At 70.7% G+C, this 13,433-nt stretch carries 14 protein-coding genes; 7 read left to right on the top strand and 7 right to left on the bottom strand.

The genetic code is table 11. From position 1 onward, the window contains the following. Positions 1 to 116: 116 nt before the first annotated feature. The gene (locus KBZ19_RS09010) at positions 117 to 473 is read right to left on the bottom strand and encodes a hypothetical protein (RefSeq protein ID WP_255100657.1); all 357 of its coding nucleotides are present in this window, start codon (positions 471 to 473) and stop codon (positions 117 to 119) included. Further along, positions 473 to 1,087, bottom strand: a complete 615-nt coding sequence (locus KBZ19_RS09005) for a DUF3177 family protein (RefSeq protein WP_094514978.1) — start codon at positions 1,085 to 1,087, stop codon at positions 473 to 475. The genes KBZ19_RS09010 and KBZ19_RS09005 overlap by 1 nt, the downstream gene beginning before the upstream one ends. A 59-nt stretch (positions 1,088 to 1,146) precedes the next feature. Between KBZ19_RS09005 and KBZ19_RS09000 the strand changes: the two genes are divergently transcribed. The 4 genes from KBZ19_RS09000 to KBZ19_RS08985 are packed head-to-tail and all read left to right on the top strand — an operon-like array spanning position 1,147 to position 5,515. Next, on the top strand, positions 1,147 to 2,442 hold the full coding sequence (locus KBZ19_RS09000) for an FIST N-terminal domain-containing protein (protein ID WP_255100656.1): 1,296 nt from the start codon (positions 1,147 to 1,149) through the stop codon (positions 2,440 to 2,442). A 6-nt stretch (positions 2,443 to 2,448) separates the two neighbouring features. Next, the gene (trmB, locus tag KBZ19_RS08995; RefSeq protein WP_255100725.1) at positions 2,449 to 3,150 is read left to right on the top strand and encodes a tRNA (guanosine(46)-N7)-methyltransferase TrmB; all 702 of its coding nucleotides are present in this window, start codon (positions 2,449 to 2,451) and stop codon (positions 3,148 to 3,150) included. Next, positions 3,151 to 4,491, top strand: coding sequence for an IctB family putative bicarbonate transporter (locus tag KBZ19_RS08990; protein ID WP_255100655.1), 1,341 nt, complete (start codon positions 3,151 to 3,153; stop codon positions 4,489 to 4,491). After that, positions 4,484 to 5,515, top strand: coding sequence for an N-acetylglucosamine kinase (locus KBZ19_RS08985; protein WP_255100654.1), 1,032 nt, complete (start codon positions 4,484 to 4,486; stop codon positions 5,513 to 5,515). The genes KBZ19_RS08990 and KBZ19_RS08985 overlap by 8 nt, the downstream gene beginning before the upstream one ends. On the opposite strand, the gene glmM is transcribed toward KBZ19_RS08985, so the two are convergent. Then, complete coding sequence (gene glmM / locus KBZ19_RS08980; protein ID WP_255100653.1) at positions 5,516 to 6,913, bottom strand: phosphoglucosamine mutase; 1,398 nt, start codon at positions 6,911 to 6,913, stop codon at positions 5,516 to 5,518. A gap of 65 nt (positions 6,914 to 6,978) precedes the next feature. Further along, a complete protein-coding gene (locus KBZ19_RS08975; RefSeq protein ID WP_255100652.1) occupies positions 6,979 to 7,197 on the bottom strand; it encodes a hypothetical protein in 219 nt (72 codons plus the stop codon). 65 nt (positions 7,198 to 7,262) lie between these two features. Between KBZ19_RS08975 and KBZ19_RS08970 the strand changes: the two genes are divergently transcribed. Next, on the top strand, positions 7,263 to 9,308 hold the full coding sequence (locus KBZ19_RS08970) for a lytic transglycosylase domain-containing protein (RefSeq protein WP_255100651.1): 2,046 nt from the start codon (positions 7,263 to 7,265) through the stop codon (positions 9,306 to 9,308). A 36-nt stretch (positions 9,309 to 9,344) separates the two neighbouring features. Here KBZ19_RS08970 and KBZ19_RS08965 read toward each other — a convergent pair whose 3' ends face one another. After that, on the bottom strand, positions 9,345 to 9,881 hold the full coding sequence (locus KBZ19_RS08965; protein WP_255100650.1) for a hypothetical protein: 537 nt from the start codon (positions 9,879 to 9,881) through the stop codon (positions 9,345 to 9,347). A gap of 28 nt (positions 9,882 to 9,909) precedes the next feature. Further along, positions 9,910 to 10,323, bottom strand: coding sequence for an NIL domain-containing protein (locus KBZ19_RS08960; RefSeq protein WP_094513552.1), 414 nt, complete (start codon positions 10,321 to 10,323; stop codon positions 9,910 to 9,912). 104 nt (positions 10,324 to 10,427) lie between these two features. Here KBZ19_RS08960 and KBZ19_RS08955 point away from each other — a divergent pair, with 104 nt between their 5' ends. Then, positions 10,428 to 10,994 carry a thioredoxin domain-containing protein gene (locus tag KBZ19_RS08955; protein WP_255100649.1) on the top strand — a complete coding sequence of 189 codons (567 nt, stop codon included), beginning with the start codon at positions 10,428 to 10,430 and terminating at the stop codon, positions 10,992 to 10,994. Between the two features lie 30 nt (positions 10,995 to 11,024). Beyond that, complete coding sequence (thyX, locus tag KBZ19_RS08950; RefSeq protein ID WP_255100648.1) at positions 11,025 to 11,750, top strand: FAD-dependent thymidylate synthase; 726 nt, start codon at positions 11,025 to 11,027, stop codon at positions 11,748 to 11,750. Positions 11,751 to 11,836: 86 nt separating this feature from the next. On the opposite strand, the gene KBZ19_RS15105 is transcribed toward thyX, so the two are convergent. After that, on the bottom strand, positions 11,837 to 13,102 hold the full coding sequence (locus KBZ19_RS15105) for a glycosyltransferase (protein WP_255100647.1): 1,266 nt from the start codon (positions 13,100 to 13,102) through the stop codon (positions 11,837 to 11,839). Positions 13,103 to 13,433 lie beyond the last annotated feature (331 nt).

The raw sequence follows: 13,433 nt of genomic DNA, 5'->3' as shown, positions 1-13,433 counted from the left end.
CCCTGCTGTATACCGATCAGGCTCGTTTCCGCTACTTCACCCCCGCCGGGGCAGCCCTGGCCCGTGAGGCAGATGCCCTGCGGCAGCGCCGTGCGGCGGCGGGCTGCCTGCTCGGCTCACGCCCAGGCCGCCGGGTCGAGGAAACCGTCCAACGCACAGGCCGCCACCAGCACCTGCTCGTTGCTGGGATCGAGCGGGCCGGCCAGCAGTTCGGCGCTGCCGAGCACGGCACCGGGCGGTAAGGCGCTCTGGTCGGGGTCGTAGGCGGTGGGGTGGGTGACGCTGCTCGAGAAACCGCGAAAAATCAGCAGTTCAAAGGGCTCCCAGGCAGAGGTTTGAGCAGCAGCAGCCTCCACCTCAGCAGCGGCCTCCAGCGCCAGGGGCAGCTGCCCGCGCAAGCGCAGGACGCGGTCGGGGTGCTCGCGGCTGATCTGCTCAAGGCGCTGCAGCAGTGACGACGGGCCCGGCCCCATCAGAAACCGCCCGCCACCCGGCCGAAGCGGGGCAGCCGCACCAGCAGCCACTGCAGCATCCCCACCGCGTAGAAGGCCAGCGCCAGGTAGCCGAAGAAGGCCGTGAGCCCTGGGGTGAGCTGCCCGCCGAACACGAAGCCGAACACCCGCACGGCCACGGCATGCAGCTGCCGGGGCGCCTCCAGCCACACCTGGCACACCGGCCGGTTCACCCCACCCACCAGGCAGGTGAGCGCCGTGACGCTCAGCATCGCTGCCGTAACGCCGTAGACGGTGAGCGCCCAGCGCCAGGCCCGCACGGTGAGCGGCAGGGGCCGCCAGGGGGGCAGATCGTCGAGTTCCTCGTTGAGATCCACCCAGAACCACACCGCCACCACCACCAGCACCTCGGCCACCAACGCCAGCACGTAACCCAGCGGGCGGGCATCGATCAGCAGCAGCACGGAGATGCCCAGCAAGCTGGCCACCTTCCAGTAAATGGAGAGCAGACGCACCAGAGCGCCTTCCCGCCGCGCGACGGCCCACACCAGCAGTACGAACGGAAGCCCGAGGGCGAACACCACCGCCAGGCGGTAATCCAGCCAGACCAGGGTCCGATAAAGCAGATCTGGCACAGGGGCGGTACGGGAAGCGCCATTATCCGTAGTCGTGCTCCGGCAGTAGGGTCCAGTCCATGGCTGCGCTTTCCCTGCCCTCCTGGCTCAAACGCGGTGAAGCGCCGGCCTCGTGCCAGACGGCCCTGTCCCGTCAGCCGTCCCTGGAAGCCGCTGTCGAGGAAGTGGCGAAGGCCCTCGGCAACCGTGGCGCCAACGATCTGGCCCTGGTGTTCTGCTCCACCAGCTACGCCAGTGACCTGCCACGCCTGCTGCCGCTGCTGCGCAGCCGCCTGAATGCACGCCACTGGATCGGCTGCGCCGGCGGTGGAGTGGTCGGGACCGATGCCAGCGGGCAGGCGCGGGAACTGGAGCAGCAGCCGGCGTTGAGCGTCACCCTGCTGCGGCTGCCGGGGGCCGATCTGCAGCTGTTCGAGCTGGATCCGGCCTCCCTGCCCGATCTCGATGGCGACAACCTCGACTGGATCAACTGGGTGGGCGCCGACCCGGAGCGGGCCCGCTCCATGCTCCTGTTCGTGGATCCCACCTGCCAGAAGATCAACGATCTGATCAGTGGCCTGGATTACGCCTACCCGTCAGCCGCCAAGGTGGGCGGCATCGCCGGCCACCACAGCGCCGAACACGGCTCGCTGCTGTTTGACGGCCGCGTGCTCACCGGCGCGGTGGGCTGTCTGATCGGCGGCGCCTGGAGGCTGGATCCGGTGGTAGCCCAGGGCTGCCGGCCGATCGGGCCGGTGTTCGAGATCGAGCAGGCGGAGCGCAACGTGGTGCTGCAACTCAGCTCCGGCGCGCAGACCAACAGCCCGGTCAACTGCCTGCAGGGGATCCTGCAGTCGCTCACGCCGGCGGAACGGGAGCAGGTGCGCCATTCGCTGTTCCTGGGCGTGGCGCGCAGCAACTTCAGCCTTCCCGGTGACAGCAGCCAGGCGGAGCCCACCGCCTTCCTGGTGCGCAATCTGCTGGGCGTCGACCCGCGCAACGGCGCCGTGGCCGTGGCGGAAAAACTGCGGGTGGGCCAGCAGGTGCAGTTCCAGCTCCGCGATGCGGCCGCCTCGCGCCAGGAACTGCGGCAGTTGCTGCGCCGCCAGGCCCGTATCGACGACGCGCCCCTGGTGGCGCTGCTGTTCGCCTGCCTGGGCCGCGGCGAAGGCCTCTACGGCCAGCCCGATGGCGATGTGAGCGTGTGCCGCGAGCAGTTCCCGCAGGTGCCCATCGCCGGGGCCTTCTGCAACGGCGAGATCGGCCCGGTGGCTGGCACCACCCACCTGCACGGCTACACGGCCAGCTGGGGCTTCCTGGTGCCCAACCACGACGACGACGGCGTGCCCCCCGCGGCGGCCCGAGCCGAGGGCTGAGCCTTGGTGCGTCAGCACGTCAACCCGCTCAGCCGGGTGCACCAGCAGCCGCGGCCGTTGCCGCCGCTGGTGGAGCTGTTCGCCCAGCCCCAGCTGCCGCTCCATCTCGACATCGGCAGCGCCAGGGGCCGCTTCCTGCTGGCGATGGCGCCGCTGCAGCCGGGCACCAACTTTCTTGGGGTGGAGATCCGCCGGGTGCTGGTGGAGGCCGCCGAGCACGACCGCCGCAGCCTGCAGCTCGACAACCTGCGCTTTCTGTTCTGCAACGCCAATGTGAGCCTGCTGGACTGGCTGGCGCAGCTGCCGCCGGGCCGCCTGCAGCGGGTCACGCTGCAGTTCCCCGATCCCTGGTTCAAGAAACGGCACCAGAAGCGGCGGGTGCTGCAGCCGGCGCTGGTGGCGGCCCTGGCGGCGGCCTTGCCCCCCGGCGGCGAGCTGCTGCTGCAGAGCGATGTGGAGGCGGTGATCGTGCCGATGGTGCAGGTCACCGAGGCGAGCGGGTGCTTCGAGCGGCCCGCCGAAGACCCGCGGCCGTACCGCCCCACGAACCCGCTGCCGGTGGCCACCGAGCGGGAGCAGCACGTGCTGTCACTGGGGCTGCCGGTGTACCGGGTGCTGTACCGGCGCAACGGCGCGGCCGCACCCGATCCGGGGGGGCTGGAGCAAGCCGCCTGCCGCACCCATAATCCGCCCACGCCCGGCGCCTGAATGTCTTCCACCTCCCCCACCGCCCTGGGCCCCGCCAGCGGCTCCGTTCCCTGGCTACTGCGCTGGCAGGGCCTGCTGGCGGGCTGGGCAGCCGGACCGCTGGGCCGTCGCCTGCCGCTGCTGGCCGGCCTGGTGCTCTGCGCGCTGATGGCCGGGCTGCCGCTGGTGACCCGCACCGGCCTCAGCCTGCTGATCACGGCGGCGGGGCTGCTGTGGCTGCTGTGGGCGCTATGCACACCGGCGGGGCGGATCGGGCCGATCAGCGGCTGGCTGCTGGTGATGCTGGGTGTGTCGGTGCTGGCCACGGGCTTTTCGCCGGTGCCGGCAGCGGCGGCCAACGGGCTGATCAAGCTGCTGAGCTATCTCGGGGTGTACGCGCTGATGCGGCAGCTGCTGGCCACGGCGCCGCCCTGGTGGGACCGCATCACGGCCTGCCTGCTGGGCGGCAGCCTGCTGGTGAGCGTGATCGGCATCCGCCAGCTCTACGCCGATTCCTCCGCCCTGGCCCGCTGGTCGGATCCCAATTCGGTGGCGCAGGGAACGGTGCGGATCTACAGCACGCTCGACAACCCCAACCTGCTGGCCGGCTACCTGCTGCCGATCCTGCCGATCGCCGTGGTGGCGCTGCTGCGCTGGCAGCGACTGAGCGCACGGCTGTTTGCGCTCACCACCGCCGTGCTCGGCAGTGCGGCCCTGGTGCTCACCTACAGCCGCGGCGGCTGGCTGGGCCTGGTGGCCGCCTACGGGGTGCTGGCGGTGCTGCTGCTGCTGCGCTTCACCCGCCACTGGCCGGTGTTCTGGCGGCGCGTGTTTCCACTGCTGCTGATGGTGCTGGCGGGGCTGGTGCTGGCGGTGGCGATCGCCAAGGTGGAGCCGCTGCGGGTGCGGGTGATGAGCCTGGGCGCCGGCCGGGAGGACAGCTCCAACAATTTCCGCATCAACGTGTGGATGGCGGCGATCGAGATGATCAAGGACCGCCCCTGGCTGGGCATCGGGCCGGGAAACAGCGCCTTCAACCTGATCTATCCGCTGTACCAGCAACCCAAATTCAACGCGCTCAGCGCCTACTCGATCCCGCTGGAACTGGCGGTGGAAGGTGGCATCCCCGGCCTGCTGGCCGGGCTGGGGCTGCTGGTGGCCAGTGTGCGGCTGGGGCTGACCCAGGTGCGCGCCAACGGCCACCAGGCCCTGCCGGCCCTGGCAGCAGTGGCCGTGATCGCCGGCCTGGCCGTGCAGGGGGTCACCGACACGATTTTCTTCCGACCGGAGGTGCAGCTCAGCGGTTGGTTCTGCCTGGCCACCCTGTCAACGCTGCCGGCCGCCGCCCGAGCGGATGGCTGAGGGCCTCCGCATCAATGGCGGCGAGCCGCCCGCCCTGCTGGCCGGCTTCGATGCCGGCCAGACCCACACCACCTGCCGCCTGGCGGCAGTGGATCCCGGCGGCGGCTGGCGGGTGCTGGCGGAGGGCCAGGGGCCGGGGGTGAGCCATCTGGAGGCCGCCGGCGGCGAGGAGCGCTTCGGCGACGCCCTGCGCACCAGCCTGCAGGCGGCCCTGGGCGCGGCTGGGATGGTCGGGGCGCCGCTGGCGGGGCCGGGTGCCCCCCGGCTGGCCGCCGCAGGCGTGGGTGCCAGCGGCATCGAGCACGGCAGCGGCGTGCAGCTGCGAGGGCACGCGCTGGCGGCGGCGGCCCTGCAGCTGCCGACGGGGCGCGTGCTGGTCACCGGCGATGAGCGCACCGCCCTGCGAGGCGCCTTCAGCGCCGACGGCCCCGCCGGCGCCGGCATCGTGGTGATCAGCGGCACCGGCTGCATCGCGCTGGGCCGCGACGGCCGCGGCCGCGAGCACCGCTGCGGCGGCTGGGGTTGGCTGCTCGACCAGGGCGGTTCCGCCTGCGATCTGGGCCGCGACGCGCTGGCACTGGCGCTGGAGATGGCCGATGGCCGGCGGCCGGACACTGGTCTGCGCGCCGCGCTGTGGCAGGCCCTCGCTTCTGGTGAGGAGCTGGTGACGGCCCAGCGGGTGAAGGCGATGGTGGTGGCGCCGGCGTTCGGGGCCGCCGGCTTCGCACGGCTGGCCCCCTGCGTGGAGGCGCTGGCGGCGGCAGGCGATGCAGACGCGCTGGCGGTGCTGCAGCGCTCCGCCGACGCCCTCGCCGCGCTGGTGCATGGTGTGGCGGCGGCGCTGGAACTGGGGCAGCCGCGGGTGTGCGGCCAGGGCGGCGCCCTGCGCCACCTGCCGACCTTCGCCGCGGCCTACCGGCGGGCGCTGGCCACCCAGCTGCCGGGCGCCACGCTGGTGGAGGCCGCCGGCGATGCCTGCGACGGTGCCCTCAGCCTTGCCGCCGATCAGCTGGCTGGCCTCTGATCAAACCCCGTTGAGCTCGGCGGCCGCCAGATCGGCCAGATGCGACGACCAGTGATCAACGGCGGCGGGTTCAGCCGCTTCCACCATCACCCGCAGCAGCGGTTCGGTGCCGCTGGCCCGCACCAGCACCCGGCCTTCGCCGCCCATGGCCGCCTCCGCCTGCGCCACCGCCTCGCGCAGGGGCAGGCTGTCCTGCCAGTGCTGACGCCGCTGGCGGTCGGGAACGATCACGTTCACCAGCACCTGGGGATAGGGCGAGAAGCTGGTGTCCATCCAGTCGGCCAGGGAGCCGGCACCGGCGTGGATGCGAGTGGCCACCTGCAAGGCCGTGAGCAGGCCATCGCCGCTCATGCCGTGATGGGCCGAGAGGATGTGGCCCGACTGCTCACCGCCAAGGGCAGCGCCGCTGGCGGCCATGGCGGCATGCACGTGCTGATCGCCCACGGGAGTGCGATCGAGCACACCACCACGCGCCAGCCAGGCCCGCTCGAAGCCCAGGTTGGACATCACCGTGGCCACCAGGCGGCTGCCGGGCAGCTCACCGGCCGCCAGCAGCTCCCCGCCCCAGAGGTAGAGGATCTGGTCGCCGTCCACCACCCGGCCGCGGCCGTCCACGGCCAGCATGCGGTCGGCGTCGCCATCGAACGCGAAGCCCATCGCCGCGCCATGGGCCAGCACCGCCTGCCGCAACGGCTCCAGGTGGGTGCTGCCGCAGCCCACGTTGATGCGGCTGCCGTCGGGGTTGCCATGCAGCACCGTGAGATCGGCGCCGAGGGCGCGGAACACCGCTTCACCGCAGGCGGTGGCCGATCCCCAGCAGAGGTCGAGCACGATCGGGCAACCGTCCAGGCGGCGCCCCGCCACGCTCGCCAGCAGGGTGTCGGTGTAGGCGGCCAGCAGCTCGGGCCGCTGCCGCACGGCGCCGCAGACACCGGAGGAGGCGCTGGCCGTGGCGGTGGCACGGCCGCGCAGGCCGGCTTCGATCACCTCCTGCTGCTGCCGGTCGAGCTTGTCGCCGCTGGGGCCGAACACCTTGATGCCGTTGTCGTGGGGCGGGTTGTGGCTGGCCGACACCATCAGCCCGCCGGCGGCACCGCAACGCCGGATCGCACCGGGCACGGCGGGGGTGGGGCAGAGCCCGAGATCCCACACCTCCCGACCGGCCGCCGTGAGACCGGCGGTGAGCGCCGCCACCACCATCGGGCCGCTGCTGCGGGAATCCATGCCGACCAGCACCGCCCCCTCGGGCGGCAGCACCTGGCCGCACCAGTAGCCCACCTGCAGGGCCAGCAGGGGCGTGAGATGGGTGCCGACGCGGCCGCGGATGCCGTCGGTGCCGAACCAGGTGCCACCGGCACTGAGTGGCGGGCCGATGGGCAGGGGGGCCGGCTCCGCCATGAACACGCAATCGCTGGGCGCAGATTAGGAGCAGGCCTCCAGGCGGACGCTCCAGGCGGCGCCAGCTACACGCTGCGACGGGGCCACCACACCCAGCGCACCAGTTCGACCACCGCCCAGAGCAGCAGAGCGCCCACTACCCAGCCGGGCAACACCCGCAGCGGCCAGAAGGGGCGGAGGAAGAACACCCCCGCCGCCAGGGCGGTGACGGCCAGGGCGCGGCGGCGCTGACGGGCACCGGGCAGGGTCGTCAACCAGGGAGGCAGGGAGGGCCGCAGCGCCATGGCGATCGGAGACGTGGTTCCAGAATGCCAAGACTTTGCCGGCGTCAGCGCCACCCCTGCCGCCTGTGCCCAGTCCGCCAACGGCCGCTGCCCCGACGCGCGGCCCACGCACCTTGGCGCTCACCGTGCTGGGAAGCCTGGCCCTGCTGGTGCTGGGCCGCCAGGCGCTGAACGCCCGGCCCCTGCCCACCCCCGACACCGCCACGGCGGCGCTGGAACGCACGCGGCAGTGGGACCTGGACCCGGAGCGGCGCCGCGAGGCCAGCCTGCTGCTCACGGCCCGGGCGGCGGCCACGCCGGCCCGCCAGCACCAGCTGCTGCAGGGCCAGGGCTGGGGGCGCGATCCGCTCGCCGCGGTGGCGCTCAAGCTCGATGCACTGGCGGCCGGCAAGCTCGGGCAACCCCTGCTGGCCACGGCCCGCTGGCGCGAGCTGCTGCGCCGTTTCCCGGCCGACCCCGCCAGCGCCGATGCGCTCTATGCGCTGGGCCGCAATGACCCTGCCCTGCGCGCACAGCTGTGGCGCCGTTTCCCCGCCCACCCCGCCGCGCTCGCCGCCGCCGCCGAGGCGGGCCCGGGGCCGGCCCAGCGCCGGGCAGGCGCCCTGCACCTGGCCCGCTGGGGCGCGCGCTGGCCAGGGGCTGAAGGGCTGCTGCGCCAGACCTGCCAGCTGAAGGCGCCACCACTGAGCGCCGCCGAGCGGCGGGTGCTGGCACGGGGGCTGGGGGAACTGGGTGATGGCGCCGCCGCCGCGGCCTGCCTGGCGGGGGCGCCGTCTGATGCGGCCACGGAGCTGGTGATCGGCCGGGCGTTGCTGAAGGGCACGGCGGCCCAGAACCAGGCGGGCGAAGCGCGGCTGCTGGCCCTGGCCAGCCGCTGGCCGAAGGCACCGCAAGCGCTGGAGGCCGCCCGCCTGCTGAGCGGCAACGACAGCCCGACAACCCTGGCGCGGCTGGCACGGTTGCCACAGGCGTTGCAGCAGAGCGCGCCGGTGGCAGCCCGCCGCGCCGCCACCAGCGGCAGGGGCTGGCAGCAGGTGCTGGGCCGCTGGCCCACCGATCCCGCCAGCTGGGAGCTGCAGTGGGAGCTGGCGCGCGAGGCCCTGCTGAAGCGCCGCTGGGCGGCGGCGGCGGTGCTGCTCTCGGCGCTGGAGCCGCAGCAGTTGCCCAGCCCACTGGCGGCACGGCAACTGTTCTGGCTGGGCTACGCGCAGCAGGAACTGGGCGAGCAGGAGGCCGCACGCCGCTCCTGGAGCCAGCTGCTGGAGCGCAACCCCTGGGGCTACTACGGCTGGCGGGCACGGGTGCGGCTGGGGCTGGATGCCCCGCTCGCCCTGCGCAGCAACGGCAGCAGCGAGGACACCATGCCGCCCGCCCCCCCGTGGCAGCCGCTGCGCAGCGGCAACGGCAACCTCAACCGCCTGTGGCGGCTGGACCAGCCGCTGGAGAGCTGGGAGCGTTGGCGCACGGCGCGCCGCAACCAGCCGCCCCAGCAGCCGGCGGACCTCACGGTGGAGGGCCGCCTGCGCCAGGGCGTGGGCGACGACTGGACGAGCCTGGGGCAGCTGGAACTGGCCAGCCTGCGCTGGGTAGGCGCCAGCTGCCGCGCCAGCCTGCCGCTGGAGCAGGCGCTGCATCCGTTGCGTTTCGGCGCGATCTTCGGGGCGGCGGCCACGGCGGAGCGGCTCTACCCTGCCCTGCTGCTGGGGGTGGCGAAGCAGGAATCGCGCTTCACGCCGGGGGTGCGCTCGCCGGTCGGCGCCGTGGGGCTGCTGCAGCTGATGCCGGCCACGGCGGCGGAGCTGGCCGGGGCGCCCGTATCGGATGAACAGCTGCGCCAGCCGGAGGTGAACGTGCCGCTGGGGGCCCGCTACCTGAACCAGCGGCTGCGCCAGTGGAGCGGCAATCCCTTCCTGACAGCCGCCAGCTACAACGCCGGCCAGGGCTCCGTGGGCTCCTGGCTGGAGGAGCCGGCCGACCCCAGCCTCTCGCTCAGCCGCGAGCCGGAACTGTGGGTGGAGGCGATCCCGTTCCCCGAAACCCGCCTCTACGTGAAGAAGGTGCTTGGCAACGTGTGGAGCTACCAGGCGCTGGCGCAACAGCAAGGCTGCTGAGCATCCACCGCAAGGCCGCAGCCTCGATCAGCTCACTCACACCTGCAGCGGCCGCCAGATCCCCTCGAGGAACAGCCAGCGCCCCAGGCCGATGCCCACCAGCACGTAGAGGCTGAGCACCAGGGCCAGCTGCGGCGGCGGGGGCACCACCCGGATGCGGGCGAGGTCGAGGCGGGCCAGGAACACCGAGGAGCCGAGGATCATCACCTCGGCCACCAGGCGGCCCAGATCGATCATGTAGATGGCGAGCACGCTCACCACCAGCAGCGAGAACACCAGCGTGAACACCTTGCTGGCGTTCATCAGCCGCGACACCTGGGCCAGCAGGTAGCCGGGCATGGTGCAGAGCACCACCACCATCAGCGAGTGGAGGCACTCCACCGACCAGAACAGCTGCTGGTGGCGTGGCAGGGCCAGCAGCGACAACGCTTCGTGCGGGTAGACCAGCACCCACTGCATGCCGAGGTAGGCGCTCACCGCCAGCAGCACCACCAGGAACGGAGCGCGCACGGGCAGCAGCGTGAGCCGCAGCAGAGCCCGCACGGGGCCGTTACGCGGTTGGGCCTTCACCATGGCCGGCGCAGACGGGGGGCAGGCGAAGTCATCGGGGCTCCAGCACCAGCGCGATCGCTTCGAGCGGACAGCTGGGGATGCACTGTTCGCAGACCAGGCAGCGTTGGGCATCGAAGCTAAGCCGCCAATCGGGTGGCGCACTGCTAAGGGCGCCACTGGGGCAGACACTGGAGCAGATGCCGCAGTCGACGCAGCGGGCCGGGTCGATGCGGATCTCCCCGGGGGCGCGATCGAGCGATAGGCCAAGGCTTTCCAGCCACAGCTCGGCGGCGTCGAGCTCGTCGATGTCGCCGGAGAGCTCCACCACCATGGTGCCGCTCTGGTTGGGGGCCACCTGGGCGCGCAGGATCTTGGCGGCGATGTCGAAATCCACCGCCAGGCGGTAGGTGATCGGCTGATGCACCGCCTGGCGCGGGAAGTGAAGGGTGAGGCGGCGCTTCAACGGAGGGGTGGGCGCTGCGAAACCCCATGCTGACGCAGGCAGCCCCGGCCTGCAGCACGTAGCTGCCAGAGTGCCCCAGCCCGAGGCGAGCCATCCACGCCCCGATGACCGAACCGCCCATCGACCCCATTTCCTCACCACCACTGGGGCGCCGCGAACGCATGGTGCTGGCCGGCCTGGCCGCCCTGCTGGCACTGGTGCTGTTCTTCGCGCGCGGCTGGCTGCAACCGCAGGCGCCGCTGGAGCAGCTGGCGCGGCGGTCGCTGGAGCTGCCGGTGGCGCTGGCGAATGGACGTCCCACGATCCTGGAGTTCTACGCCGACTGGTGTGAGTCGTGCCGAACGATGGCGCCAGCGATGGAGGCGGTGGAAAGCCAGAACCGCGGGAAGCTGAACGTGGTGCTGCTGAATGTGGACAACCCGCGCTGGGGCCCGGAGCTGGATCGTTATGAGGTGAACGGCATCCCGCAGCTGGAGCTGTTCAACCGCAAGGGCCAACCGATCGGCCGCTCGCTGGGCCTGCGCAGCCCGGCGGAACTGGCCGCGATCACGATTGCCCTGCTCGACGACAAACCGTTGCCGCGCCTGGCCGGCGTCGGCAAGAGCAGTGGACTGGAGCAGGGCCCGCAAAGCAGCGAACCCGCCGCCGTCGGCCCGCGCAGCCACGGCTGACGACACACCCACCCCTCACCGAGCCTGCCGATGGATCCCCGCTTCCGGGTTGAGCTGATCGCCGCCACCCCGAACCCGCAGCAGTGCGTGTACGCCGGCATGCATCAGGACTACAGCGAGGGCTTCGTGGCCGCCGACCGCGCCGACTGGCCCGATGAAACCAAGGCTGGTGAGATCTGCGTGAAGCGCCTGCTGGCCGGCGAACGCGGCCATTACGGCCCACTCGAGCACGCCCAGATTGTGCTGAACGTGGGCTGGTTCCCCCATTCCGTGATGCAACAGGCACGCACCCATCGCGTTGGTGTGAGCTTTGATGTGCAGTCGATGAGATACACGGGCGACCGGATTCGCAAGGCTGCTAATAATGAGATAGACCTGGAAGAAGTGTTCTATCTACGGCCCGTGGGCGCCTATAGCGACCGCCAAGGCAAGAAATACATCTACGACGAAACGCAGCGGGCCATTGATCTGGAGCTCTGCCGTGCTGCAGCGGCGCGTTACCGCGATCTGCTGGATGCCGGCTATGCGGAAGAGCACGCCCGCGGCATCCTGCCGTTCGACTACCGCCAACACTTCGTGGTGAGCTTCACTCTGCGCGCCTTTCTGCACTTCCTCGATCTACGCGCCAAGCTCGATGCCCAGCAGGAGATCCGCGAACTCTGCGATCTGATGTGGCCGCACCTGCAGGGCTGGGTGCCGCAGTTTGCGGAGTGGTATGAGAAGAGCCGGCTGCATAAGGCAAGGCTGGCGCCTTGAGGACGAAAGTCTGACGTGGACGAAAAGCCTGGGGCACACAAAAAGCCTGAGGACTTAGCGAGAGAGGCATCCAAATGCTCGACGTATCACCCAGCCCTCTCAAACCACCGCTCGATCAAGTCAACGCCCGTTGAAACTCCATCCTCCGCCCGAATCCGCTCACCGAGCGTGGTTGCCTTGGCGCGGATCGTGTCATCACTGACAGCAACCTCGATGGCCTCACTCAGACGTTCAACAGTGAGCTTGCGCCGAGGTACGCACGTCGGCCCGACTCCCAGGTCGCTGACACGCCTGGCCCAGAAGCTCTGATCGCCCAGCACAGGCGTGACGATGGAAGGCACGCCAGCCGACAAGGCTGCGGCTGTGGTGCCGGCGCCGCCGTGGTGCACGATGGCCGCCATGCGCGGGAACAACCACGCGTGTGGGATTGACCCCACCATGTAAACGGAATCGGGCAGATCGTTCGTTGTGAGTCCGCCCCAGCCGGAGGAGAGAACACCACGCTGGCCGGTCCGCTGCAGCGACTCCAGCACCAGCTCTGCCGTCGCCTCCGGGTTGCTGCTTCCCATGCTTCCGAACCCGACGTACACCGGAGCTGCCCCCCCTTCAAGGAAGGCCACCAGCTCTGCCGGCGGGTGCCACTCCTCTGAAGGTTCAAGGAACCAGTAGCCCGTGACATGGTTCCGGGAGGACCAATCCGGCGGCACCGGAATCACGTGTGCGCTGTATCCATACAGGCACAGCTGGCCCGCGCCAGCCAGCGCAGCGAACGGCCCCCAGAAGCCCGACGGCTTGAGACCCAGAACCTTCACCCGGACGATCGCGTCCGCCGATCGCGACGATTGCCACAGGATCTGCTGGGTGACGCGATGGGACGCAGCGTTCGCCCAGGACGTGAGCGGCGTGTGAGGGACTGGCGTGAGCACGCCCGGAAACGCGCTGGTTGGCGAAAACGGATACAGGTAGGCCTGCACGAACGGAACAGCAAGCTTCTCTGCAAGCGCCTGTGCAACAAACAGCCCGCCCAGCCCACTCACGATCACGTCGACGCCTTCGCAGGCGGCAAGACCATTCGTCGCCGCCTGGACCGCCACCCGTTCTGCCGACACCCCCATCGCGGCCATGATCTTCAGAACGTTGCCTGCTTCCAGGAGGTCATGCATCTCGCTGGCGATCGCCTCGGTGCTCACCCCCGTGTCGCAGAACTCCAGCCCATGAGCCCGCACGAGCTCGCCGAAGTCGCTGGATGTGACAACGCGAACCGAATGCCCCGCCTGCTTGAGCCCCACTCCGAGCGCAACGTGCGGTTGCACGTCGCCACGACTACCCAGCGCAATGATGGCGATTCGCACGTGGCCTCAATCCCGTGGTTGGTTTGTCCAACGCTAAAGATCAGCAGCGGACCGGAGCGCCTAGTCGAGCATAGATTCTGCGTTCCCGCCGTTTAAATCTGGATGCCAGAAGGGCATTACCCTATACAGAGACAGGCGATGACGCCCTTGACTTGCGGACAGAGAAACACGCCTCCAACTAACAACAAGGACGTGCTAGGTTGCTAAGGATAGTAGTTCTATTTCCATTCAAAAGTTGAATAAATTCCCCGCACCGCCCCCACCGCATCCTACATCGAGTGACGACTCAGGCCACCAACCCCATCGGCTGGGCAAGCATAAGCCGCTGCTT

The sequence above is a fragment of the Synechococcus sp. L2F genome (assembly GCF_024345695.1).
Taxonomy (GTDB): Bacteria; Cyanobacteriota; Cyanobacteriia; order PCC-6307; family Cyanobiaceae; genus MW101C3.
The sequence above is the reverse complement of the archived record's forward strand: the minus strand, read 5'-3'. Positions and strand labels throughout refer to the sequence as shown.

Bases quoted from the DNA above. Each gene is read 5' to 3' on its own strand.
- KBZ19_RS09010 (WP_255100657.1), bottom strand. From the start codon at position 473: ATGGGGCCGGGCCCGTCGTCACTGCTGCAGCGCCTTGAGCAGATCAGC.
- KBZ19_RS09000 (WP_255100656.1), top strand. From the start codon at position 1,147: ATGGCTGCGCTTTCCCTGCCCTCCTGGCTCAAACGCGGTGAAGCGCCG.
- KBZ19_RS08990 (WP_255100655.1), top strand. From the start codon at position 3,151: ATGTCTTCCACCTCCCCCACCGCCCTGGGCCCCGCCAGCGGCTCCGTT.
- KBZ19_RS08985 (WP_255100654.1), top strand. From the start codon at position 4,484: ATGGCTGAGGGCCTCCGCATCAATGGCGGCGAGCCGCCCGCCCTGCTG.
- glmM (WP_255100653.1), bottom strand. From the start codon at position 6,913: ATGGCGGAGCCGGCCCCCCTGCCCATCGGCCCGCCACTCAGTGCCGGT.
- KBZ19_RS08975 (WP_255100652.1), bottom strand. From the start codon at position 7,197: ATGGCGCTGCGGCCCTCCCTGCCTCCCTGGTTGACGACCCTGCCCGGT.
- KBZ19_RS08965 (WP_255100650.1), bottom strand. From the start codon at position 9,881: ATGGTGAAGGCCCAACCGCGTAACGGCCCCGTGCGGGCTCTGCTGCGG.
- KBZ19_RS08955 (WP_255100649.1), top strand. From the start codon at position 10,428: ATGACCGAACCGCCCATCGACCCCATTTCCTCACCACCACTGGGGCGC.
- thyX (WP_255100648.1), top strand. From the start codon at position 11,025: ATGGATCCCCGCTTCCGGGTTGAGCTGATCGCCGCCACCCCGAACCCG.